The 22,159-nt window shown below is 59.9% G+C and carries 25 protein-coding genes and 1 tRNA gene; 21 read left to right on the top strand and 5 right to left on the bottom strand.

Annotated features, from left to right (window positions below; translation table 11 throughout):
• Positions 1 to 4: 4 nt before the first annotated feature.
• From nrdR to KBY95_RS12160, 11 genes are all read left to right on the top strand, one after another.
• Entirely contained in the window at positions 5 to 490 is a 486-nt protein-coding gene (gene nrdR / locus KBY95_RS12210) for a transcriptional regulator NrdR (protein WP_254965292.1), read from the top strand.
• Positions 491 to 616: 126 nt separating this feature from the next.
• Positions 617 to 1,693: a 30S ribosomal protein S1 gene (locus KBY95_RS12205; protein ID WP_254965291.1), complete on the top strand. Its 1,077-nt coding sequence runs from the start codon at positions 617 to 619 to the stop codon at positions 1,691 to 1,693.
• A gap of 25 nt (positions 1,694 to 1,718) precedes the next feature.
• Entirely contained in the window at positions 1,719 to 2,582 is an 864-nt protein-coding gene (locus KBY95_RS12200; RefSeq protein WP_254965289.1) for an HAD family hydrolase, read from the top strand.
• Between the two features lie 12 nt (positions 2,583 to 2,594).
• Positions 2,595 to 3,854 (top strand): methionine adenosyltransferase, encoded by a 1,260-nt coding sequence (metK, locus tag KBY95_RS12195; RefSeq protein WP_254965287.1) that lies wholly within the window; start codon positions 2,595 to 2,597, stop codon positions 3,852 to 3,854.
• A complete protein-coding gene (locus KBY95_RS12190) occupies positions 3,829 to 5,157 on the top strand; it encodes an FGGY-family carbohydrate kinase (protein WP_254965285.1) in 1,329 nt (442 codons plus the stop codon). The genes metK and KBY95_RS12190 overlap by 26 nt, the downstream gene beginning before the upstream one ends.
• Positions 5,158 to 5,303: 146 nt before the next feature.
• On the top strand, positions 5,304 to 5,576 hold the full coding sequence (locus KBY95_RS12185) for a DUF2470 domain-containing protein (RefSeq protein ID WP_254965284.1): 273 nt from the start codon (positions 5,304 to 5,306) through the stop codon (positions 5,574 to 5,576).
• Positions 5,577 to 5,807: 231 nt separating this feature from the next.
• Complete coding sequence (locus tag KBY95_RS12180; protein ID WP_254965283.1) at positions 5,808 to 6,299, top strand: ComF family protein; 492 nt, start codon at positions 5,808 to 5,810, stop codon at positions 6,297 to 6,299.
• Between the two features lie 30 nt (positions 6,300 to 6,329).
• Positions 6,330 to 6,402, top strand: a tRNA-Phe gene (locus KBY95_RS12175).
• A gap of 4 nt (positions 6,403 to 6,406) precedes the next feature.
• The gene (locus KBY95_RS12170) at positions 6,407 to 6,667 is read left to right on the top strand and encodes a hypothetical protein (RefSeq protein WP_254965282.1); all 261 of its coding nucleotides are present in this window, start codon (positions 6,407 to 6,409) and stop codon (positions 6,665 to 6,667) included.
• Positions 6,668 to 6,677: 10 nt separating this feature from the next.
• Entirely contained in the window at positions 6,678 to 7,280 is a 603-nt protein-coding gene (locus KBY95_RS12165) for a chromophore lyase CpcT/CpeT (RefSeq protein ID WP_254965281.1), read from the top strand.
• 101 nt (positions 7,281 to 7,381) lie between these two features.
• Positions 7,382 to 8,152, top strand: coding sequence for a phycobilisome rod-core linker polypeptide (locus KBY95_RS12160; RefSeq protein WP_254965280.1), 771 nt, complete (start codon positions 7,382 to 7,384; stop codon positions 8,150 to 8,152).
• A gap of 33 nt (positions 8,153 to 8,185) precedes the next feature.
• On the opposite strand, the gene KBY95_RS12155 is transcribed toward KBY95_RS12160, so the two are convergent.
• Positions 8,186 to 8,590 (bottom strand): hypothetical protein, encoded by a 405-nt coding sequence (locus KBY95_RS12155; RefSeq protein WP_254965279.1) that lies wholly within the window; start codon positions 8,588 to 8,590, stop codon positions 8,186 to 8,188.
• 708 nt (positions 8,591 to 9,298) lie between these two features.
• Positions 9,299 to 9,544 (bottom strand): hypothetical protein, encoded by a 246-nt coding sequence (locus tag KBY95_RS12150; RefSeq protein WP_254965278.1) that lies wholly within the window; start codon positions 9,542 to 9,544, stop codon positions 9,299 to 9,301.
• 372 nt (positions 9,545 to 9,916) lie between these two features.
• On the opposite strand from KBY95_RS12150, the gene KBY95_RS12145 reads away from it, so the two are divergent.
• The 9 genes from KBY95_RS12145 to KBY95_RS12105 all read left to right on the top strand — a co-directional run bounded on the left by KBY95_RS12145 (position 9,917) and on the right by KBY95_RS12105 (position 17,914).
• Complete coding sequence (locus tag KBY95_RS12145; RefSeq protein ID WP_254965277.1) at positions 9,917 to 10,435, top strand: phycocyanin subunit beta; 519 nt, start codon at positions 9,917 to 9,919, stop codon at positions 10,433 to 10,435.
• 42 nt (positions 10,436 to 10,477) lie between these two features.
• Positions 10,478 to 10,966 carry a phycocyanin subunit alpha gene (gene cpcA / locus KBY95_RS12140; RefSeq protein ID WP_254965274.1) on the top strand — a complete coding sequence of 163 codons (489 nt, stop codon included), beginning with the start codon at positions 10,478 to 10,480 and terminating at the stop codon, positions 10,964 to 10,966.
• Positions 10,967 to 11,557: 591 nt separating this feature from the next.
• A complete protein-coding gene (locus KBY95_RS12135) occupies positions 11,558 to 12,169 on the top strand; it encodes a phycobilisome polypeptide (RefSeq protein WP_254965272.1) in 612 nt (203 codons plus the stop codon).
• A 71-nt stretch (positions 12,170 to 12,240) separates the two neighbouring features.
• Positions 12,241 to 12,858: a pentapeptide repeat-containing protein gene (locus tag KBY95_RS12130; protein ID WP_254965271.1), complete on the top strand. Its 618-nt coding sequence runs from the start codon at positions 12,241 to 12,243 to the stop codon at positions 12,856 to 12,858.
• Between the two features lie 353 nt (positions 12,859 to 13,211).
• Entirely contained in the window at positions 13,212 to 14,087 is an 876-nt protein-coding gene (locus KBY95_RS12125) for a phycobilisome linker polypeptide (RefSeq protein WP_254965270.1), read from the top strand.
• Between the two features lie 45 nt (positions 14,088 to 14,132).
• Positions 14,133 to 15,659 (top strand): phycobilisome rod-core linker polypeptide, encoded by a 1,527-nt coding sequence (locus tag KBY95_RS12120; RefSeq protein WP_254965269.1) that lies wholly within the window; start codon positions 14,133 to 14,135, stop codon positions 15,657 to 15,659.
• A gap of 74 nt (positions 15,660 to 15,733) precedes the next feature.
• The gene (locus KBY95_RS12115; RefSeq protein ID WP_254965267.1) at positions 15,734 to 16,480 is read left to right on the top strand and encodes a phycobilisome rod-core linker polypeptide; all 747 of its coding nucleotides are present in this window, start codon (positions 15,734 to 15,736) and stop codon (positions 16,478 to 16,480) included.
• A 322-nt stretch (positions 16,481 to 16,802) separates the two neighbouring features.
• Positions 16,803 to 17,288 carry a phycobiliprotein lyase gene (locus KBY95_RS12110; RefSeq protein ID WP_396095016.1) on the top strand — a complete coding sequence of 162 codons (486 nt, stop codon included), beginning with the start codon at positions 16,803 to 16,805 and terminating at the stop codon, positions 17,286 to 17,288.
• 2 nt (positions 17,289 to 17,290) lie between these two features.
• On the top strand, positions 17,291 to 17,914 hold the full coding sequence (locus tag KBY95_RS12105) for a chromophore lyase CpcT/CpeT (RefSeq protein WP_254965265.1): 624 nt from the start codon (positions 17,291 to 17,293) through the stop codon (positions 17,912 to 17,914).
• A 300-nt stretch (positions 17,915 to 18,214) separates the two neighbouring features.
• Here KBY95_RS12105 and KBY95_RS12095 read toward each other — a convergent pair whose 3' ends face one another.
• Positions 18,215 to 19,561, bottom strand: a complete 1,347-nt coding sequence (locus KBY95_RS12095) for a HEAT repeat domain-containing protein (protein ID WP_396095020.1) — start codon at positions 19,559 to 19,561, stop codon at positions 18,215 to 18,217.
• 484 nt (positions 19,562 to 20,045) lie between these two features.
• The gene (locus KBY95_RS12090; RefSeq protein ID WP_254965260.1) at positions 20,046 to 20,480 is read right to left on the bottom strand and encodes a DUF2656 family protein; all 435 of its coding nucleotides are present in this window, start codon (positions 20,478 to 20,480) and stop codon (positions 20,046 to 20,048) included.
• A 96-nt stretch (positions 20,481 to 20,576) separates the two neighbouring features.
• Between KBY95_RS12090 and KBY95_RS12085 the strand changes: the two genes are divergently transcribed.
• Complete coding sequence (locus KBY95_RS12085; RefSeq protein ID WP_254965259.1) at positions 20,577 to 21,494, top strand: HEAT repeat domain-containing protein; 918 nt, start codon at positions 20,577 to 20,579, stop codon at positions 21,492 to 21,494.
• Here the strand turns inward: KBY95_RS12085 and KBY95_RS12080 are convergent.
• Positions 21,470 to 22,108: a HEAT repeat domain-containing protein gene (locus KBY95_RS12080; RefSeq protein ID WP_254965258.1), complete on the bottom strand. Its 639-nt coding sequence runs from the start codon at positions 22,106 to 22,108 to the stop codon at positions 21,470 to 21,472. The two genes, KBY95_RS12085 and KBY95_RS12080, sit on opposite strands and share 25 nt — an antisense overlap.
• Positions 22,109 to 22,159: the final 51 nt, after the last annotated feature.

The following is a 22,159-nucleotide window of genomic DNA, read 5'->3' as shown; positions in this document are numbered from 1 at the left end:
AGGGATGCAATGTCCCTCCTGCCAACACACCGATAGCCGTGTTCTGGAATCAAGGGCCGCCGATTCCGGGCGCAGCGTGCGGCGGCGCAGGGAGTGCCTCAACTGTGATTTTCGCTTCACCACCTACGAACGGGTCGAGACTGTTCCGATCACCGTGGTGAAGCGCAACGGCAGCAGGGAAACCTTCAATCGCAGCAAACTCCTGCACGGTCTGCTGAGGGCCTGCGAGAAGACCGGCCTGGAACCGGCCCGACTGGAGGCCGTCGTCGACGACATCGAACTGGTCCTGCAGCAGCGGGCCGGCCGTGAGGTGAGCAGCAACGAGATCGGTGAGCTGGTGCTGCAGCGCCTGCGCGAGATGAGCGAGGTCGCCTACGTGCGCTTCGCCTCCGTCTACCGCCAGTTCCAGGGCGTCAGCGATTTCGTGGCCACCCTGGAAGGCCTGGGGAACCGGGGCAAAACCAAGAACCGGCTGGTGGTGGTTGGTTGAGGCCGATGCGAAGCAGCCGAGAGAGGCTTCAGCCGGCCCATTGATAGAGTGATCGATCGGGTGTGCGCTGCAGGCGGGCAGTCACCCCGTTCCTTCGCACTGCCGCCGGCAGACCGTCCCAGCTCCATGACCCTCACTCCTTCTTCCGAAGCCGACACCCTCGAGGCCCTCACGCCGATCAGCAGCGAGGAGGCCGCCGACATCGAGACCACAGAGGATCTCGATCTGGCCATTCCGGAAGAGGTTCCCAGCGCCGACGACTCCAGCAGCAGGGTCAGCGCCCGGGATGGTGACGGCGTGGGCTTCACGCTGGATGAGTTCGCGGCCCTGCTCAGCAAGTACGACTACAACTTCAAGCCGGGCGACGTCGTCAACGGCACCGTGTTCGCCCTTGAATCAAAGGGCGCCATGATCGACATCGGCGCCAAGACCGCCGCCTTCATGCCCCTGCAGGAGGTGTCGATCAACCGCGTCGAGCATCTTTCCGACGTGCTCGAGCCCGGGGAGGTGCGCGAATTCTTCATCCTCAGCGAGGAGAACGAGGACGGCCAGCTCACCCTTTCGGTTCGCCGCATCGAATACCAGCGCGCCTGGGAGCGGGTGCGCCAGCTGCAGAAGGAAGACGCCACCATCTACAGCGAGGTGTTCGCCACCAACCGCGGTGGTGCCTTGGTGCGGGTGGAAGGCCTGCGGGGCTTCATCCCCGGCAGCCACATCAGCACCCGCAAGGCCAAGGAGGAGCTCGTGGCCGACTTCCTCCCCCTCAAGTTCCTGGAGGTGGACGAGGAGCGCAACCGCCTGGTGCTGAGCCATCGTCGTGCCTTGGTGGAGCGCAAGATGAATCGCCTCGAGGTGGGCGAGGTGGTGCTGGGTACCGTCCGGGGCATCAAGCCCTACGGCGCCTTCATCGACATCGGTGGTGTCAGTGGTCTGCTGCACATCTCCGAGATCAGCCACGAGCACATCGAGACGCCCCACACCGTGCTCAATGTCAACGATCAGATGAAGGTGATGATCATCGATCTCGATGCCGAGAGGGGCCGGATTTCCTTGTCCACCAAGGCCCTTGAGCCCGAGCCCGGCGACATGCTGACCGATCCCCAGAAGGTGTTCGACAAGGCCGAGGAAATGGCCGCTCGTTATAAGCAGATGCTGCTTGAGCAGGCCGAGGACAGCGAACCCATGGGCGTTTCGCTCGAATGAAGCCACTGGCTCGGACGCTCTGACCATGGTGCTTCTCTCCCTGCGGGGCACCCCGCTCCCCTGCGGGGGCAGGCCCCTGGAGGCAGTGTTGTTCGACAAGGACGGCACCATGAGCCACAGCGAGCCCATGCTCGTGGCCCTGGCCCGGGCCAGGGTTTTTCATTGTCTGGCCCTGGCCGATCTGGCCGCCAGCGCCCCGGAGCGTCACCGCGACCTGGGCGAGCTGCTCCACCGCGCCTATGGCTTTTCCACCGAAGGCCTCCAGCCCGCCGGAACCATGGCAGTGGCCAGCCGCGACCACAACCTGGTGGCCACCGCCACCGCCCTGGTGCAGGTGGGCCTGGGCTGGCCCGAGGCCCTGGCCATGGCCGAAACGGTGTTCGCCCGCACCGACGCCCTCCACGGCCAGGGGAGCGAACGGCGCCCCGCACCCACCGCCGGCCTGCGGCCCCTGCTGGAGGCCCTGCGGCAGGCGGGGGTGCGCTGCGCCGTGATCAGCAATGACCATGTCGACGGTATCGAAGCCTTCCTGGCTGCCCATGATCTGGCGGCCTACGTGCAGGCCATCTGGAGCGCGGAACATCAGCCCCGCAAGCCGGATCCCGCCGCCGTCCACGGTCTGTGCGGTGAACTGGGCGTGGCCGTGGAGAGTTGTGCCCTGATCGGCGACGCCAACAGCGACCTGCGCATGGCCCGCGCCGCCGGAGTGCCCGTCGTGCTGGGCTACCGGGCCGGCTGGCGGCGGCCGGTGGAGCTGGATGGCTCCTTCCTGCAGCTGGATCACTGGCAGGAGCTGACCGTGGTGGCGCCTGTCGGCTCAACGCTGGTGGCTCCGTCCATCCCTGCCGGGGACAGCGAACCTGTGGGAATAAGCTCACCCATCGACTGATCGCATCCCCCCATGAGCCGTTTCGTCTTCACCTCGGAATCGGTGACGGAAGGCCACCCCGACAAGATCTGCGACCAGGTCAGCGATGCCGTGCTGGATGCGCTGCTGGCCCAGGATCCCTCCAGCCGGGTGGCCTGCGAGACCGTGGTGAACACCGGCCTCTGCCTGATCACCGGGGAAGTCACCACCACCGCCAGGGTCGACTTCAACACCCTGGTGCGGGGGGTGATCGAGCAGATCGGCTACAGCGGCGCCCGCGCCGGTGGCTTCGATGCCAGGAGCTGCGCCGTGCTGATCGCCCTGGATCAGCAATCGCCGGACATCGCCCAGGGCGTGGATGAGGCGGACGACCACGACGGCGATCCCCTGGACAAGGTGGGCGCCGGCGACCAGGGAATCATGTTCGGCTACGCCTGCGACGAAACCCCGGAGCTGATGCCCCTGCCGATCAGCCTGGCCCACCGGCTGGCCCTGCGGCTGGCCAAGGTGCGCCACGACGGCAGCCTCGGCTACCTGCTCCCCGACGGCAAGACCCAGGTGAGCGTGGTGTACGAGAACGACCGCCCCGTGGCGATCGACACGATCCTCATCTCCACCCAGCACACCGCTGAAGTGGAAGGGATCAGCGATGAGAAGGCCGTGCAGCAGCGGATCAAGGACGACCTCTGGACACACGTGGTGCTCCCCGCCACCGCCGATCTGCCCCTGAAGCCCACCCGCGAGGGCACCCGCTTCTATGTCAACCCCACCGGCAAGTTCGTGGTGGGCGGCCCCCAGGGCGATGCAGGGCTGACGGGACGCAAGATCATCGTCGACACCTACGGCGGCTATGCCCGCCATGGCGGCGGCGCCTTCTCCGGAAAGGACCCCACCAAGGTGGACCGCTCCGCCGCCTACGCGGCCCGTTACGTGGCCAAGGCCCTGGTGGCGGCCGGCCTGGCCCGCAGGGCCGAGGTGCAGCTCAGCTACGCGATCGGCGTGGCCCGGCCCGTGAGCATCCTGGTGGAGAGCTTCGGCACCGGCGCCCTCGACAACGCCGACCTCACCGCCCTGGTGCAGGAACATTTCGACCTGCGGCCCGGCGCGATCATCGAAGCCTTCGGTCTGCGGGAACTGCCCCAGCAGCGGGGGGGCCGCTTCTACCAGGACGTGGCGGCCTATGGCCACTTCGGCCGCAAGGATCTTGACCTTCCCTGGGAGGACGTCAGCACCATCGCCGCCACCTTGAAGCAAGCCACGGCGAGCCGTGTCAGCACTGTTTCTGGGGGTTGACCTCGGCACCAGTGGCCTGCGCCTGGTCGTTCTGGCGGAAGACGGGACGGCCGGCGGCCAACTCGACGATCCCCTGCTGAGCCGCCAATCCCCCTACCCCGGTCGCCTGGAAGATCCTGAGGCCTGGCGGCAGGGGCTGATCGAACTGCTGGCCACCGTTCCAGAGGCCATCCGCCGCCGGGCGCGTGCCATCGCCATCGATGGCACCTCCGGCACCCTGCTGGCCTGCAGGGGGGACGGCCGCCTGCTGCCGTCCCCCCTGGAACAGGCTCTCGCGTACCACCAGGCCTGTGCGGAACAGTCCGGAACCATCACCGCGCTTCTGGGCCACGCGTCCGGCGGCGCCCCCAGCCATCCGGCCGCCAGCCCCAGCGGCAGCCTGGCCAGGGCCCTGCGGCTGCTGGCCCTGGCCAGGGAAGCGGGGCTGGGGCCTGGCCTGCTGTTGCGCCACCAGGCCGACTGGCTGATGGGCTGGCTGCTGGACGACTGGCGATGGGGCGAGGAGGGCAACAACCTGCGCCTGGGCTGGGACCTGGAGCAGGGAGACTGGCTCCCTGGTGTGGCCGCAGGCCTGGGGGTGGAGGCGCTGCCCCGGATCCGATCCAGCGGCAGCCTGCTGGGCCCGCTCGCACCAGGGGCGGCAACGGGCCTGGGCCTGCCTGGAGATTGCCAGGTGGTGGCGGGCAGCACCGATGCCAATGCCGCCGTGCTGGCCGCCGACCCTCAGGCCGGCGATGGCATCGCCGTGCTGGGCACCACCCTGGTGCTGAAGCAGTTTGTGGACGCGCCCCTGGCCGGAGCCGGCCTCAGCAACCACCGGGTGGCCGGCCGCTGGCTGGTGGGGGGCGCCTCCAACGCCGGCGCCGGCGTGCTGCGCCTCTTCTTCGATGATGCACAGATTGCGGAGCTGAGCCGCCAGATCGCTCCAGACCGCCCCACGGGGCTCTACCTGCGCCCCCTGAGCCGCCAAGGGGAACGTTTCCCCGTGGACGATCCGGAGCTGGAGCCGATCCTGGAGCCGAGGCCCGTCAGCGATGCCCGCTACCTGCAGGCCCTGCTCGAAGGTCTCACCGCCATCGAAGCGGCGGGGTGGCAACAGCTGCGACAGCTGGGGGCGCCGGCCCTGCGGCGGGTGATCAGCCTCGGTGGTGGCGCCCGCAACGGCCAGTGGCGAACCCTGCGGTCGCGAGCTCTCGGGATCCCGGTGCTGAACCGACCGAAACGCACGGCGGCCCTGGGCATGGCCCTGCTGGCCAGGGCCAGCTTCAGGATGGAGATCGACTCCACACCCCTCCGACCATGAACGAACGCCTCAGCTCGATCCTCTCCATGGCGCTGTTCGTCGTGCTGGCTGGCTTTGTGGGCTTCAGCGGTGTACGGCTGTGCCTGCTGCTCTGGCAGCGGTACGCCGGCGCCTGAGCCCAGAATCCCCCCATCCGCACCAACCCCATGGCCGCCGACCCCCTCACCGCCGCAGTGAGCGACCGCATCTGCAAGCACATGAACGACGACCATGCGGAGGCCGTCCTGGCCTATGCCCGTCACTTCGGCGGCTGCACCGAAGCCGTGGAGGCCCGCCTGCTGGCCGTCGAGCCCCAGGCCATGCGCCTGGAGGTGGATGGCGCCACCGTGGAGGTGCCCTTCGACCACGCCCTCACCGACAGCGAAGACGCCCACCGCACCCTGGTGGCCATGCTGCGGTCGCTGCCCGGGAAGGCTTGAAGCAGCGGCGCCAAACCCCTGACCCTCCTCGCACGCCTGGTCCGGCTTCCTCTCGACTGGATCGCCGCCACCCCCTGCCCCCTGTGTCGCGGCCTGCAGCCACCTCACCACGGCGCCGGAGCCCCCTGCCCCGACTGCCGCCGCCAGCTCCCCCTGCTGGCCGGGGGCGAGCGGGGCAACGAGCCCCTGCTGTGGTGGGCCGCTGGGTCCTACGACGGAGAGCTGCGGCGGTTGCTGCTCGGTTTGCGGCAGCGGCCTGAGGACGCACGGGTCGGTGCCCTGGTGCGGGTGATGGCGGAGGGGCTGCCCCAGTGGCGGCGGCGACCGCTGCTGGTGCCGGTGCCGAGCTGGAAACGGAGCGGCAACCCCCTGCCCGATCTGATGTGCCGCGAGCTCGTGCGCCAGCTGGGCTACCGCCAGGGCGATCTGCTGGAACGGTCGCGACCGGTGCTCGGCCAGCATCATCTCAAGCGGGCCATGCGCCTGGCCAACCAGGACGGTGCTTTCCGCTGCCGCCGCAGGCCCCGGCCCGGCGAAGCCACGGGCCGGCCGATCCTGATCGTCGACGACATCCTCACCAGCGGCGCCACCGGGTGCAGCGCCGCCCTGGCCCTGGAAACGCTCGGCTGGCCAGTGGTGGGGATGCTCTGCCTGGCCCGCACCCCCAGCGCCCGCGCCGCCAAGGCCCGCACCCAGCCAGGCCGATCCTGCAGCGGGCTGTGATCTAAGATCGCTTCGTCGCTTTGGCGACGGGCCGGGATAGCTCAGTTGGTAGAGCAGGCGACTGAAAATCGCCGTGTCCCCAGTTCAAATCTGGGTCCTGGCATTGCGTGCGGACTGTGCTGCAGACCATCACCATGCCCCAGCCGCCTTCAGCCTCCAGCCAGATCTTCAACAACGCCGACAGCTTCGCCCAGGCCTTCGATGAAGCCTGGCAGGCGCACAGCCAGCGGGATCCGTCCCACGGTCTGTCGGCCGCGGAAAAGCTTGAGGCCATTCTCGGCACCGTGGCCGACCACCCCTTCGCCCAGGACGATCCAGCCATGGCCCGCCAAGTGGGGGCCTTCCGGATCCGCCTGCTGGACCTCTAGGTTTCGCCCCATGAGCAGCTCCCTTGCCCGCCTCATCCAGCAGCTGAGCGCTGGCTTCAGCAACCAGGCCCAGGCCTTCGACAACCCACCCCTGTACGCCCACATCCTGGTCAAGTTCCGGCCGCTGCCCCAGCTGGCGCCAGGCTCCCTTCTGCTTGAACAGTCGTATGCGATCGAACCGGATGCCCCTTACCGAATCCGGGTGCTCCGCATCGACAGACGGGATGGGGGCCTGATCATCCACAACCAGGCCCTGCGCGAGGAGCAGCGGTTCTGGGGTGCGGTAGGCGATGCGCAGAAGCGCCAGAGCATCCGGGCCGAAGATCTGCGCCCCCTTGAAGGATGCACCTACGTGGTGCGGAAACAAGGCGAAGGATTCGCTGGTGAAGTGGAACCAGGCTGCCGTTGTCTGGTGAAACGCAAAGGATCTACGGCGTACCTGGTAAGCAGCTTTGAACTTGACTCCACCGGCATGCGGACGATTGACCGAGGCCATGACCCCACAAGCCACGAGCGCCTTTGGGGATCGCTAGCCGGCCCATTCACATTTGAGCGCACCCACGACTACAGCGCGGAAATTCCGCCCGCATGGCTCACGCCCAGCGGTGAGTGACCTTGGCCGGATCGCTTAGTAACGGACCTTGTGGGGACGGGAGCAATTCAGCCCAGGAGCGCGGCACTGAACTACGCTCTAAACCAAGTCTTTTACAAGTCATGGGCCTACCCCTGCTCACCGTCCCGTCAGTGACCCAGAACGCACGCGTGAAGTCGTTCGCCCTGGGGGGAGACGAAAGTCCCCGCATGCCTCCCGGGAATGGAAAGCGAAGTGGGTCAAGCAACGATGAGCTGATCGAGCAGGCCTATCGCCAGATTTTCTTCCATGCCTTCAAGGTAGATCGGGATCCAGCCCTGGAGTCCCAGTTGCGCAACGGCCAGATATCGGTTCGTGATTTTGTACGCAGCCTGCTGCTCTCAGCCAAGTTTCGCAACGATTTCTATCGTTGCAACAGCAACTACCGGATGGTGGACCAGATCGTGGGCAGGGTGCTAGGCCGCCAGGTGCATGGCCAACCTGAGCGCATCGCCCTTTCGATTCTGATCGCCCAGAAGGGCCTGACAGGTCTGGTCGATCACCTTCTAGATACTCCCGAATACCTCCAGGCTTTCGGCACCGACGCTGTCCCCCATCAGCGATCCAGAGTGCTGTCAGGCCGCCCCCAGGGAGAGATCCCCTTCAATCAACAGGCTCCACGCTATGACAGCTACTGGCGTGAAATCACGGCCAAACGCGCACCTGCCGGCAGGGCTGGAGGCTGGGCATCGGGATCGGCTGTTGCGATGCCCAGGCCTACCTGGCTGGCCGACGCACCATCACCACTGGCACGCAAGATCTGGCAGGGGCTGGTCACCGCAGGTGGTTTTGGCATCACGGGACTGTTGCTCTACATCGCCGCCTCGATGCTAAGCACTGCAGGTGCCAGCTGATCGCCTGAAGTCCCGCCAATCAGCGTCGGGACATCAGGCGATCAGTTCATCCATGAAGGGCTGCTCACCCTCCTCACTGAAGGGATATGCCTCGGAAAGTGCGTGAATATTCATATGGCTTGAAGGAATCAGTTCCTGCTGGAGGCTGGGGGGAGTAACAGGGGAGCGGTGCCGAGCAATCCCCGTGCGCTCCAGGCCATTGAGAATGGCTTCAATCCGCGAGAGTTTCTCCTCTGTCAGAAGCAGCCTCGTTTCCATTTCCTCCTCCGCAGCAGGGTCCTGCCCTGACAGCAGTTGACTCAGTGGCTCCTCGCAGCCAGCCAACTTCTCCTCGAACTGAAGCAGCCTGTAGGTGAGTGCTTCGGTCACCTCGGAGAGGAGCGTCAGCTGGTCTGCCAGCCGATGCAGAGAGGACGAACTCTGATGGGCGGAAGTCATAATAGCCAAATCGAACTGGCCGGATCGTACCGGCGCTGGAGCAGACCGCCAAGCCTCCCGCATGTCAGCAAGGAGGTTGAATCCCGAAAGCTGTCGCAAAGAATGAAAGTGTTGGCACGAGGTACCGTTCGTGCCACCGTGCTTAAGCAGGTAGACGACTTCAGCCCCCCCTCTAACTCCGACCAGCCCATCAGCATATAGAAACGAGCCCAACTCATGCATCAATTGCAAGGACGAGCGAAGCCCATTGATCTGCCCGACCAGCAGCCAGTACCAAGTTCTCGAAGCCAGGAGATCCTGCAGCGGTTACTGAGGCCTCACGGCTTACTATTGGAACAACATGGTTAACCGATCTCGGGTCTCAACCAGGGGAAGAAGTGCAATCACTTCTTAAGATCAGGCATTGAGAGAAGTAAAGGGTAGCTACGATCGCAATAGGCATGCGAAGCGCAACCCCAAAGGGCCACGGAGGCGACCCTTCGCTAAGCTGATTTTAGACAACCAGAAAGAGGTCGCCAGCTTGTCACGGATCAAGTGCACTGAGGTGTCACGCCAGAACTCTTGTGGTTCACCTTGAGCAAGCCTTTGAGAAAGTGGGCTCGCCCCCTTGGGTACATCATCTGAATGGTTGGCCCTGGTAGAGCCCGTGCGCCAACGTTTCGAGACCGGAGAAATCGCTGGCTGTCTCAGCTGAAAAACAGCCTGACATCAAATCCAGGTAGATGGGGCGCCTCCATCGCGAAAGGCTGCCCCCAGAAGCCAATCCTCTACAACGTCAATCGCAAATTCAACTTTCCCCGTTGGCAGGATGGCGAAAGTGATGACAGCAATCAAAGAAACCCCAAGTACCAATGAAGATTCCCCAATAGACCCAGAACCACCAAGCCACACAGTATTCATCAAGCTGGCGCCATCAGATTGATAAACAGCACTGAAAGGAATGTAGCGACGCAAGCGAGATGATCCACGGCTCACGCAGGTCGGGCATCGTAACCGTGAGCCAAACTGCGCGGGCAGCATGCGGCCATCAAGCCGGTGACTTTTCACTACGATGCCTCACCGAGGCACGAAACCAGGATTTCAAGGGATAGAGGGCCCAATGGATGACCATTTGTTAAGGCAAGCCCGGCGAGTCGCCAAAGAGCCCAATAATAGCCAAGTCGCCAAGAGGGAAACAGGCTACGGTCCGTTTTCCTTCCAGGCACAGGAGCAAGAGAGAACTGGCAATCTGCGGCAACGTCTCGGATTCCAATGCTCTCAACCTCCCTCTCGCCCCCCATTACCCACCCACTCCCGACTGCGAACGTCGAGAACAGGAGCAAATCAATGTTCGATGCCTTCACCAAGGTCGTTGCCCAGGCTGATGCCCGCGGCGAATTCATCAACGCTGGTCAAATCGACGCCCTTGCGGCGATGGTTGCCGACAGCAACAAGCGTATGGATGCCGTCAACCGCATCACCTCCAACGCCTCCAAGATCGTAACCAGCGCCGCTCGCGATCTCTTCGCCCAGCAGCCTTCCCTGATCGCCCCCGGCGGCAATGCCTACACCAGTCGCCGCATGGCTGCCTGCCTGCGGGACATGGAGATCATCCTCCGTTACATCACCTACTCGATTTTCACTGGTGACGCTTCGGTACTGGAGGACCGCTGCCTCAATGGCCTGCGGGAAACCTATCTTGCCCTCGGAACACCTGGAGCTTCAGTGGCCGAAGGGGTCAAGAAAATGAAGGAAACTGCCATCACGATCACCAATGATCGCAGCGGCATCACATCCGGTGACTGCTCAGGCCTGATGTCTGAGATCGGCACCTATTTTGATCGCGCAGCTGCTGCTGTCGCCTGATTCACCGTCCTCACGGTATCACCCAAATCATCACGCCAAACAATGAAGACTCCACTCACCGAAGCTGTTTCAGCGGCCGATTCCCAGGGACGCTTTCTCAGCAATACCGAAATCAACGCAGCATTCGGAAGATTTGGCCGCGCCAAGTCAGCACTTGAAGCGGCGAAGGGTTTGACGGAAAAGTCAAATGCGCTTGTCAACGGAGCTGCTCAAGCGGTCTACAGCAAATTCCCATACACCATCCAGATGCAGGGAGCCACCTACGCAGCTGATCAGCGCGGAAAAGATAAATGCGCCCGTGATATCGGCTACTACCTGCGTATGGTTACATATTGCCTCGTAGCAGGTGGTACCGGTCCCATGGACGAATATCTCATCGCAGGGATCTCCGAGATTAACCGGGCGTTTGAATTGTCACCATCTTGGTACGTAGAAGCTTTAAACTACATCAAGGCAAACCACGGCTTGAATGGAGAAGCCGCAACAGAAGCAAATAACTATATCGACTATGCAATCAACGCCTTGGTCTGAGTTAGTCGTCATTTTGACTGTATTCTAGACATTTCTTCTTTCAAGGGGTCTCCATAGGGAGACCCCTTTTCCCATTAGGACTAAAACCTGCATCTTCCTTCAACATGGGCCGAAGATAAATGAGCGACTCATTTCAAAGACTGCTTGGTCTGTTAAGTTCGTCTCTTGGGAAGGGCGATATAATGACCACAGAAGAGCAGCCTGAGTTTCGCATAAATTTGAATCGCGAAACAATTGATCTGTGGGGGATAACATACGATCAAGACCCTTTCATGGGAGGAGACTTGCTATTGGCCTGCTCTGACTCGGAAGGGCCTATCGAAAAGACATCCTTAACCTGGGTCGTTGGATCAGCGATAAGGCGGGCCCATGTAACCGATCCAACGGCTTGTGAGCTCCTCTTACAGGAAATTGGCATAGAACCGGACTTGGCAGCCGCCACCATGAAGTATTGTCCGGGAATCGCAGATGGAGTCGTATGGGCCTTGTACTTGGAACGGCATGGACACTTGAGGGCAACGCCTGTTTTAACTCGAGGGCTCGGCCGAGAAGCGATGGCGGGTCTCACATCGTTCAATAGTGGACAGACACATGCAGGATTTTGACCAATCAACAAAGCGCAGACTACAGGAATTGAGCGTCAAAGCGAGAATCCTAGGCCTGCCTCACGACACAACCTTGCCAAAGGAGGTTCGCAAAATTTTCCGAGTTGCAGACAATGAAGGCAGGGAATTAAATGAAGTCGAATTGCAGACAATCAGAAACTCGTCAATCACTGAAGTCGCCTCGCTATTGACATTACAAAGGCAATCAGCGCAGATTGTAACCACCGTAAAAGACAGGCTTCTGGTTGAGGACCCTGCATTGGTAGAGCATGGTGGTGCACTCTACCCAGCCACCCGCGCCGAGGCTTGTTGGCGTGATTGCTGGCATTTTCTACGTATCGCCATCTATGCGGTGGCGGCGAAACGTCCACAGTTTACTCAACCAGAAGGGGTCCAAGGGCTAAGGGAGCTATACCAAGAATTAAGCATTCCCATTATCAGCATGGCTCTTGCACTAAGCTACCTTCGTGAAACCGCCGTAAAATGCTATTCCACTGTGGGCGATAGCCAGGATGTAGGACGTCTAGATAACGCTATTCATCACTTAGAGACAATGGTTAGTGAATTCAGCAGCCAACCACTCACAATTAATTCGTGAGCAACAGCACCCCAGCAATCGCACTTTCCAACTGGGTTTGTCCAGAGTCCCAGGCGCCTCCATTAAGGGGCATGAGTCCACCTGTAGACGCACGTGGATCTGATTGGAAAGACATTCAGCTTGGTGAGCTAAACCTTTCGCAAGCTCGCCTCTGCCGTGTCGATCTTCGAGGCACAGATTTGAGCCAGTGCAACCTGGAAGACGTCGATCTGCGGCTTGCTCGTTACGACAACAGGACAATTTGGCCGGAACACTTTGACTTCAGAAGTTCGGGAGCCATTGGGCCCCAAGCCAGGCTCAATGGAGCCTTCCTGAACAGCGCAGATCTCTCCGGCATGGACTTGCAAGGGGTGAACTTCGTGGGTGCCTACCTCAGTGGCACTGATCTGAGTGGTACCTGTCTGAGGGGAGCACGATTTTCAGGCGCAGACCTTCGCCATGCATTGCTGAGAAGTGCACTTTGCGAAGGGGTAAGATTCTCAGGATGCCAACTAGATTACGTCGATTTTCGCTGGACTAGACTTAGCGATGCCGATCTATCCGGTGCAGAATCCATCCGCGGGGCAGACTTCACCGGTGCCATAGGTCTCGATACGAATCGGGGTGGTCTGATGACCAGATCCATCCACGAACTTGACTGCTGGAACCCCTTCACTCGCAAAACGACTCGAGACAGCCTGTTGAGTTGATCTTTCTGTAACCAGCCTCCAGCATGTCCCACAGCGTGTGAGTCCCCACCAGCATCCCAGTTGGACGTGAAATCACCTCGTCAGACAAACTCGCAGGGGGGGAGTGACCAGGGACTGGGCTGAATGAGGGGACCTCGGGCATCGGGCATCAAGAGAAACCGTCAAGACAGCGGGCGATCCCAAGCCAAAGACGGACACTGGAGTCGCTGCGGGAAATCCATACCAGGGTCAAGCTCCATGAAGTGTGCCCCCAGAGACCATTTTCCAGTAGTGATTGAGGTTTGTTAAGGCTGCTAGGGGATAGTGCAACCGCTGTCTGATGATTGTCAGGATTTCCACAGGCCTTCAAACTCATGTCCTTTGGCCCCGCCTCGCTTCTGGGAGTTGAGCGTTTCGACAGCGAAGATCCCCAAGAACTCCTGCCTGGAGATCCAAGCGAGAAAAAGGAAGAGCTCATCAGTGCAGTCTACCGACAGGTGCTCGGCAACGCCTACGTGATGGAGAGCGAACGACAACTAGTGGCTGAATCTCAGTTCAAGTTGGGAGAGCTCAGCCTGAGGGAATTCGTAAGAACTATTGCCAAGAGTGAACTTTACCGCACTCGATTCTTTGATTCCTGCCCTCGCTACCGCTATATCGAGCTGGCCTTTCGGCACCTCCTCGGTCGTGCCCCAACAGACTTTGAAGAGATGAGGGCCCATGCCGAGCGACTTGATTCAAAAGGTTATGACGCTGATATCGACAGCTTCATCGATTCCTCGGATTATCAAGACGCCTTCGGTGAATGGACAGTTCCCTACCAGAGGGGTTGGAAAACCGAAAGCTGTAAAACCATGCAGGAATTCACCTGGAGCTTTCAGTTGCTCCGTGGAGCCAGCAGCAGCAGCCTCAAGGGGAATCTCTCCGGCAAGGCGGCACGGCTTGGAGGCAATGCCTATCTGAACCGAGCCATGTCTGTGATTCCCCCCTCCTCCACCGAGACACAGGGCTGGAGTTTCAAGTCCTCATCGAACTTCCAGGATGCCCAAACAAGACTCGGAGTAGGCGCAGGCCAAGAAGGTCGGATTTACCGTGTCGACGTCACGGCCTATCGTGCCAACACGATCAAGCCGATTTCTCGCTACAAGCAGTCGAACCGCACGTATTTCGTACCGTTCAACAAACTTTCACAAATCTATCAGCAGATCCACCGTGAAGGCGGAGTTATTGCCAGCATCACACCCATCTAACAGATCAAGCACACGTCAATCCTCTCCCCTGCCACAACAATCCTCATGACAACCCCTTCAGCAGCCCTCAGCTTTGGAGCCACAAGCCTTCTTGATTCACCAGCCTCCTATAAGCCCGGCGCAGACGAGACGAGCCTCAACACGGTGATCAGTGCCTGCTACCGGCACGTCTTTGGCAACACCATGCCGATGGAGAGTGAGCGTCTTGGAGCCGCGGAATCACAACTCCGTAATGGCAGTATCTCCGTGCGAGAATTTGTACGCTGCCTGGCCAAATCACCTTTCTATCGCTCACGCTTCTATGAAGCTGTAGCGCCGCATCGTTCCGTTGAATTGGCGATCAAGCACTTGCTTGGCCGACCACCGATTGACGAAGCGGAAGTGAGCTCGCATGTGGCGAGGATTGCCAGCGAAGGTTTTGACGCAGATATTGACAACCTGATTGAGTCGGATGAATACACAGCAGCTTTCGGCGAGCACACAGCTCCCCATATCCGCTCCTGGGGCAGCCCAGCTGGGGCACCCCAATCCTCCTTCAACCGCATCGCAGCACTGGAGCAGAACTTCGCTGGCAGCGATAGTGCTATCGGCTCAAAAAGCCAATTATTGGGAAGCCTAGCAAAGGGCCAGCCCATCACTATTCGTATACCCGCTCAGGTGTATCGCTCCCAGATGGGCAGCGGATCCGTGAGCACAGGCATGGTTCGTGGTGCCTTCATTCCGGTGCGTCGCAGTAGCAGCGATGGAGGGGATTCCACACCATTGCGGGGTGATCTGTATGTGGGCTTCGGTCTCGGCCAACGCACCCAGGAAGTGTTCCAGCGGTGTCCTGGCGATACTCCCGACCAGATCCAGGCACTCATCCGTTCCGCCTATCGCCAGGTGATGGGAAACCCCCATCTGATGGAGAGCGAGCGGGTTCTCACGGCGGAAAGCAAGTTCATTGAAGGGTATTTCAGCACGCGCGAATTCGTTAGAGCGATCGCCAGCTCCAATGAGTACCGGAGACGTTTCTTCGAAAGCAACACTCCCTATCGCTTCGTCGAGCTTAACTTCAAGCACCTCTTAGGCCGAGCACCCAGCAGCCAGGCGGAAGTGAGCGAACACATCCAGAGGCTGGCCACCAGTGGCTACGAAGCTGAGGTCAGCAGCTACCTTGATGGCGCTGAGTACCAGGAATTCTTCGGAGAGAACACGGTTCCCTTCGCGCGCATCCAGACAGAAAATGGCCGCGACCAGATCGGTTTCAATCGCCATCTCGCACTTGTTCAAGGATACTCGAGCAGTGACACCATTCAGTCCTCCTCCAGTTTGGTGACGTCACTCGGTTCCAAGGCTCTGCCTAGCGGCTGGACCTCGACGACTGTTCGCCTCAATCGGAGCGGAACCTTCAGCGGCTCGGTCGACCCCACCACCAAGCGCTTCAGGATTGTTGTTCAGGCGCAGCCTGCAGGCGGCCGTCAGCGCACTCCAAACGCCAGCTATCTGGTATCCGGAAGGGATATGACCACCCAGTTGTCCTACATCCATCGCCGTGGTGGCCGGATTGTCTCGATCACGGAAGTAGCCTGACATCAAGGTCATCTTCGCTCAGATTCCGATCTCAATTCTTTCTCTCCCACCATCGTTAGAAGATTCTCCACACCATGCCTGAAGTCGCCACGCTTACAACATCATCAGCTCAGGACTACACCCATGTGCAAGCCGTACTGCGCGCTGCCTACCGCCAAGTATTCGGTAATGCCCACCTAATGGAAGAGCAGCGGGTATCCATCGCAGAAAGTCTCTTCCTCCAAGGGGATCTAACTGTTCAAGGGTTGATATCGGCATTAGCCAATTCAGATACCTACCGTCGCTTGTTTCTTGAGAAGAATGGGCCCTATCGCTTCGTTGAACTCAACTTCAAGCATCTTCTAGGGCGAGCACCCCGTGATCAAGTCGAAGTGAGCGAGCATGTCCAACTCCTGGCAGCTGATGGCTATGAAACCGAAATTGCCAGTTACATCCTCTCCGAGGAATACATTTCGGCGTTCGGCTTTGACACGGTTCCCCACTGGCGCTCAACCCGTACCCAGCCAGGGGAAACCAACCTTACCTATGTGCGCTCTCTGAAACTGAAGGGTGGCATGGCGTCTTTTGATGGCGCCACTGCCTCCAAGCTGCAATCCAGTATTGCAACGGGTGTCGCTCCACGGGTCGTTCTGCAAGGTGGGCAGATCGGCAACTCCAGCCGCAACGACCGGCGCTATCGAGTCAGCTGGACCACGGCATCCCCCACTGGAGGGAACCGCCGCGTTGCCCAGGTCTCCATCGTCCCCTTCAGCAGTCTCACCGTGACACTGCAAAGTATTCAGCGAAGAGGTGGTTCGATTCTGTCTGTTACGAACAGCTAAGTAACCGCACCAAATCTTGCTACCATGCGAGGTGATGATGATTCATCAAACCACAGGTTCCTTCCTGGCATGCTTTGATCAAGCAATCCCATCACCTTGCTTCTCTCTCATCTTGTCCACATGAATCCCCAACTTCACCAGCAGCCGTCCCCATCCCTCAGGAATTCACCACACCAGGGTTCTGCTATTGAAATGATGATCCATAGCCTCGTGAACATGGTTCAGGCAGGCAGCGCGAACCCAGCCCAAACAAATGGATCCCGACTCTTCGCACAAGATCATTGAGCGATTCGTCGCAAGATCTCAGGGCCATTGGCGTTCCATGCGTTCAGCCCATTCTCTGGCCTTTCGCCAATTTGAAGATGTAGTTAGCGATATCCAGATTGAACTCCTAACCGTTGAAGATCCAGTCGTCTTCGACTTTCTGGAGAATGAGGCAATTGACGCCGAAATGGCAATTTCCCCCTTTCGTATGTCTTGGGAAGCAGACTCTGACTGGGAACCTGATGACCCTGCCTCCGTTTCCAGCGGCAGTTGCATTCTCATACCCATTCCTGAAAATCCACAGCAAGGGAAGCTTTTACGTAGCGTGGGCTATGCCGAAGCAGAGAAAGTTACGTCAACTTATCAGTTTCTCGACGACGAAACCTTCATCCTGCATACCACCTACGGTCAATCAGTAGCGGAAGAACGCATTTGGTTCGTATCAGAACATGTCCGCTGTCGTTCATCGGTGCTTCGAACATCATCGGGTTCAGGAGTCCTGCAAACGTCGTTTGCATCCGAAGTCAGGAAGCTGTCAGCGTAGCGATGGATTCCAGCATTGTTCTGCACTTCGTTCATACCCTCTGCGGACGCTTCAACAATTTTGAGCAGGCCCAGACTGAACCATCAAAGTTTTCTCACATCAACATCTTCTTTCGGCCTTTACCGTGGGAAACCTTTCGTGGTCCATGGTTCTATTCCGAGCAGAGTTACGACTACGATCCCTGGAGGCCCTACCGTCAAGGGGTGCATCACATGCTCGTTCGCGATGAACACATCGAGGTACTGAACTACGGCATCAGCAATGGACTCCGACTCGCTGGCGCTGGTTCCAAACCCGAGTTACTGCGTGGCTTGCAGCGCAACGATCTACAACCTCGCGCAGGCTGCGCGATGGAGTTTCGCGCCAATGGTGACGGCAGCTATCGAGGTGGGCTTGAGCCCGGATGTCGGTGTCTCGTTCCCCGCGACGGCCAGTTAACCTATCTCGTTAGCGAAGTTGAGTTTAGCGAGCATCATTGGCTGAGCCTGGATCGTGGATTCGATCCCACCGATGACAGCTATCGCTGGGGTTCTGAACACGGTCCACTTCGTTTCACACGAGCAGAGAGATATGCTGATCACCTCGACGTTGGTTGGCTGAATGATGAATCTGGTTGCTCCAACTGAATCCGCATGGGAAAGACTACCCCCGAGCAGCAACTTCAATGCTGGATTCGCTCCCAACATTTAATCTGCCATGGCACAGATTTTATTTTTGAAACAGTTGATCAGGCACAACTTGACCGTTTCGAAGTCTGCTTAAATACCCTTGGCGGTGAGTTGCTGTCAGTCAAGGTAGTGGGTGACTGGCCTATGGGTCCACGGCGATGTTTCAAGATTCTTCGTGCTGTTGCACGAGTGCCTCGGCCGCATTGCCATGCAGCTGTCAGTTACTGGGCGAATCATGGAAGCAGTCATACACGCTATTCAGAGATCAGCCAGTAAAGCCAGAACCTGCTGGCGCTTACTCTCTGCGAAGAAATCAGGATCAACTTTATCAAATATCGCAGTCGACTCAAAAAAGCCAGGGGAAACTTTCTTCCGAATCATCAGTTCGCTAGACATCAGGGCAGCATATCTGCATTCCCAGCTTGCTTCCTGTTCAGGATCCACCAAGCCACCAAGAAGCGGATATAGCCGCTCAGGATTCAGATTCAACAAAGAAAGAATCCCGGCAGGTCGTGATTTCAAGAATTGGGGTCTGCGATTATGAATGGCGGCTTCGCATAAGTCCTCTACCTGGTTCTGGTGATCACCCCAGGGTCCTATACTCCCAAATAACCGCATGAAGAAATAATGGGCTCCATAATCATTATGACCTTCCTCTAGCCAGCGCTGCAGCAGCAATGGCCAGAGAGAATCGGCGGGATAGGTGCCGAGCGTCTGCAGTGCCAGATAGCAACGACTGAAATCAGTGCCGAAAAGTTCATTGATTAAAAAAGCAGCTTCTGGAGCATCGTCATAGCAATGCACGAGCTGAAGTGTCTCATGGCGATCCAAGAGCAGGCTATCGAGCGTAAGCAGAAGCGGAAGATCCTGACAGATCGGCTCCGGCACCGGCCAAAGCAGACGCAAGGCACGCATGCGGAACACAGGGGAGACCGGCGACTGAAGGACATTGCTGAGAAGTTCAACCGCACCGGCATTGATCACATCCTGAACGGCCGACTGGCGATCCATCTGGTTGGAGAGAAACAGATGTTCCGCCAATTCACTGATCCGCTCATTGACTCCCTTCAAGGTGGCAACAGCCGCAAGGGCGGCTCCACGGACTCCGGGACTTTCATCATCCTGGAGGGGCGCGATGGCCGGCAGAGCGTGCTTCACACCCAAGCCGGCCAGGCTCTGGGCCAACACCCGTCGGTTCTGGCCAGAGTCAGCCAACAGGGCAATCATCTGTTTCTGGATCAGCGGATCCTGGCAACCCAACTGTTCCAAGGCCCATGCCGCATTCTCGACCAAATAGGGATCATCACTGAGGAGGCAAAGGCCAATCTGATCTGCGGCATCCTTGCATCCAAGCCGAGCCAGCACCTCTACGGCCTTTCGCTTGGCGAGCCGAGTGGGTTGGCTGGCGTCGATCTCCTCGAGTAGGTGCAACAGTGCCTGCTCGGAACGTGAGCCAGGGAAATTGATCAAATGGGCCGCCGCCATGTACCGGTCGCTACCTGCATCCAGCTGCTCCACCGGCAAGGCAAGAATGCGCAACGCCTCCTCATGGCTGAGGCCAGGATGAAGATTGTGGAAGCGGCTGGCATCCGCCACGGTCGTCACCAACGTTGATGGGGCCCATTCTCCCATTCAGACCATCCTTTCCCGATGGCTTGCCGTTGATTCTGGCGACTTGTTATGTACGATCATTGCGATAGTGGTGTCCGCCACAGCGATACGGCATGATATCTGGTAACTCCTTCCTTATGCCATGGGTCCCGGTCTTTCCAGTGCACTTGTCGTCACTGTGGCCTATCCGCGCTCACCAAGGTCCAGCTACAGCAGAGTCCTGAGGGTTCCCCTCAGCAGCCTCGGCAACATGATGCACGTCCTGCATCGGCAGGGTGCCGTCGTCACCCATGTGGGCAACAACGTTGCAGAAGACCAACCTGCTGCTGCTGAGATTGAATCTGCTAGCCTAGGGATGGAGCTGGACCCATCGGCCGAAGCCGGGGCCACTGAGCCCACGTCCTCCAGGAGACGTGCCAGAAGCAAGAGCAACCATGGGGGCCATTCCAACTAGTCCGGAACGGGGTGAGCGCCCCCTTCAGCAGGGTTGACGCTCCACCTCAAAGACCCCATCGACAGGCCGGGATGCCTTGAGTCCCTCCCAGTTGATGGCTTCAAGAAACCCCTTGGCATCGGCGGTCTCCACGATGTCGACACCCCAGGCTCCAGGCTCAAGTGGGGAGCCTGCAGCCGATGGTGTGTCCTTTCGACCACCGAGAGCCAGGATGGAATGATCCACATCGTGGCCGGATTCGCTGCGTAACAAGCCCCATACCTCCACCAGTGCCCGGGCCAGTTCAAAGGGATCCACCGAAGCTTCAATCCTGATCCGCCAATGGGGATGGGACAGAACCTCTGCACTGGTGATGTGAGTGCAGAGACGTTGCAGCCCTTCCGCCAATTCCATTCCCTCCCATGGCGGAACCGAGGGGCTCTGAAGCTGCAGATTGTGAGATAGCAAAAAGGTGGTCATCTGGGTTCAAGTGGTCCGTCATGTTACGAGCTCCCTCGGCATGAAGGTGGGAGCCTTGCCAGCGGTGACAATGATTGCAAGCTCTGCCCCCTAGCCTTGAGCAGCGAGTCCAGCGGTGTTCCTTCCGCACCGCATGCCGTCTCCCTCAGCGAGGAGGAAGCCTCCCTGCTGGCCGCCGTACTCAAGCGGCAGCTTCGATCCGGTGAACGGCCCGCTGATGATCGAGATCAGATCCAAAGGATGGTGGCAGGCCTTGGGGATCCCCGAGGCCTGATGCGGCTCACGTTCGCCGAAGGTCTTGGCGTGATCGGCAAGGCTGCCGTACCGGCACTCTGCCAGGCCCTGCGTACCCATGACAATGTGACCGTTCGTCGGGCGGCCGCCAAGACCCTCACCCTGATCGCAGAACCAGCCGCCATCCCCGATTTGTTGGAGGCCCTGCTGAACGATGCGGATCCAGTGGTCCAGGGTTCCGTGGTCGGTGCGATGGCGGCCACCGGGGAAGACGCCGTGGAGGCCCTCATCGGGGTGCTGGCCAGCAGCGAAAGCAGCACCATGCACCTTGGCCTGGCCAGCTGGGGCCTCGCCTTCGTTGGCGCCCAGGCCCCTGCAGCGTTGCGTTGCGCCGCCCGGTCGACCCATACTGAGGTGCGCACGGCGGCCATAGCGGCCCTCGGCGAACAGATCCAGTCCCTTGACGACAAGGAAGCCAGGGGCCTGGTGGTCGAGGCTCTCGACGATTCAGCCGCCCTTGTAAGGGCGGAAGCCGCCACCCTGCTAGGCAAACTTCACGATCCAATCTGGGCGACTCCCCTGCTGAAGCCGCTGCTTTCTGACGGCTCGGCGCAGGTGCGAAAGAACGCGGCACTTTCGCTGATGAAACTCCGGGCCGTGGAAGCCATTCCCACGCTGGAATCAGCCGCTGACGTGGAAGAGAACCCCGAAGTGAGCCCGGTGCTGCGCCTCTCGATCAAGCAGCTGCGGCAGCATCAACTGGAGGGTGACGACGGCTGACGAGCTCGCAGATCCTCCACCCTTACCAGTGCCGAGACCACGGTCTCCCGCACATAGGTATCGGTGCCAGGTGCGCCTGCCAACTCTGCCAAGCAGGGCGCCACATCAGGATGATCGATGGTGGCCATGGCATTCACGGCTGCCACCGCCTGAGCCTCGTTGTCTCCCCGGCAAACCCGGAGCAACAGCGGAAGGGCCTGCTCCCCCACCTGGCCGAGGGCCATCACGGCAGCAAGGCCCACCACGGGGGAGACATCATCGAGGGCGGCCTCCAGTACGGCCATGGATTCGGGGGGAAAGACGATGCCGGGCGCGTTCGAGGCGATCTGGGCATAGGCCTTCACACAGCTGGCCCGAACCGTGCCATCCGAGCTGGCCTGAAATTTGAGCGCCAGGGGCTGCATCGCCCGTTCCGAAAAAACACCAAGGGCGCGAACCGCGGCCCGTCGCCTCACCACATCCTCATGATCGAGGAGCAACAGCAAGCGCGGCAGTGCCGCCTGGGCATGGTGACGAACCATGGAAAGGAACGCCTCGGTCTGCACATAAGGGTTCGGGTGCCCGAGATCGTCGAAGAGCTGATCAAGGGAGGGGGCGCTGGTAGCTGAAGCCATCGGGAAGTGGGCCCTGAAGGTTGGAAAGGGGGCGGGCTGGGACAAGCGAAG

Source organism: Cyanobium sp. Aljojuca 7A6 (genome assembly GCF_024346455.1).
In the GTDB taxonomy this organism is placed as follows: domain Bacteria; phylum Cyanobacteriota; class Cyanobacteriia; order PCC-6307; family Cyanobiaceae; genus Cyanobium.
The sequence above is the reverse complement of the archived record's forward strand: the minus strand, read 5'-3'. Positions and strand labels throughout refer to the sequence as shown.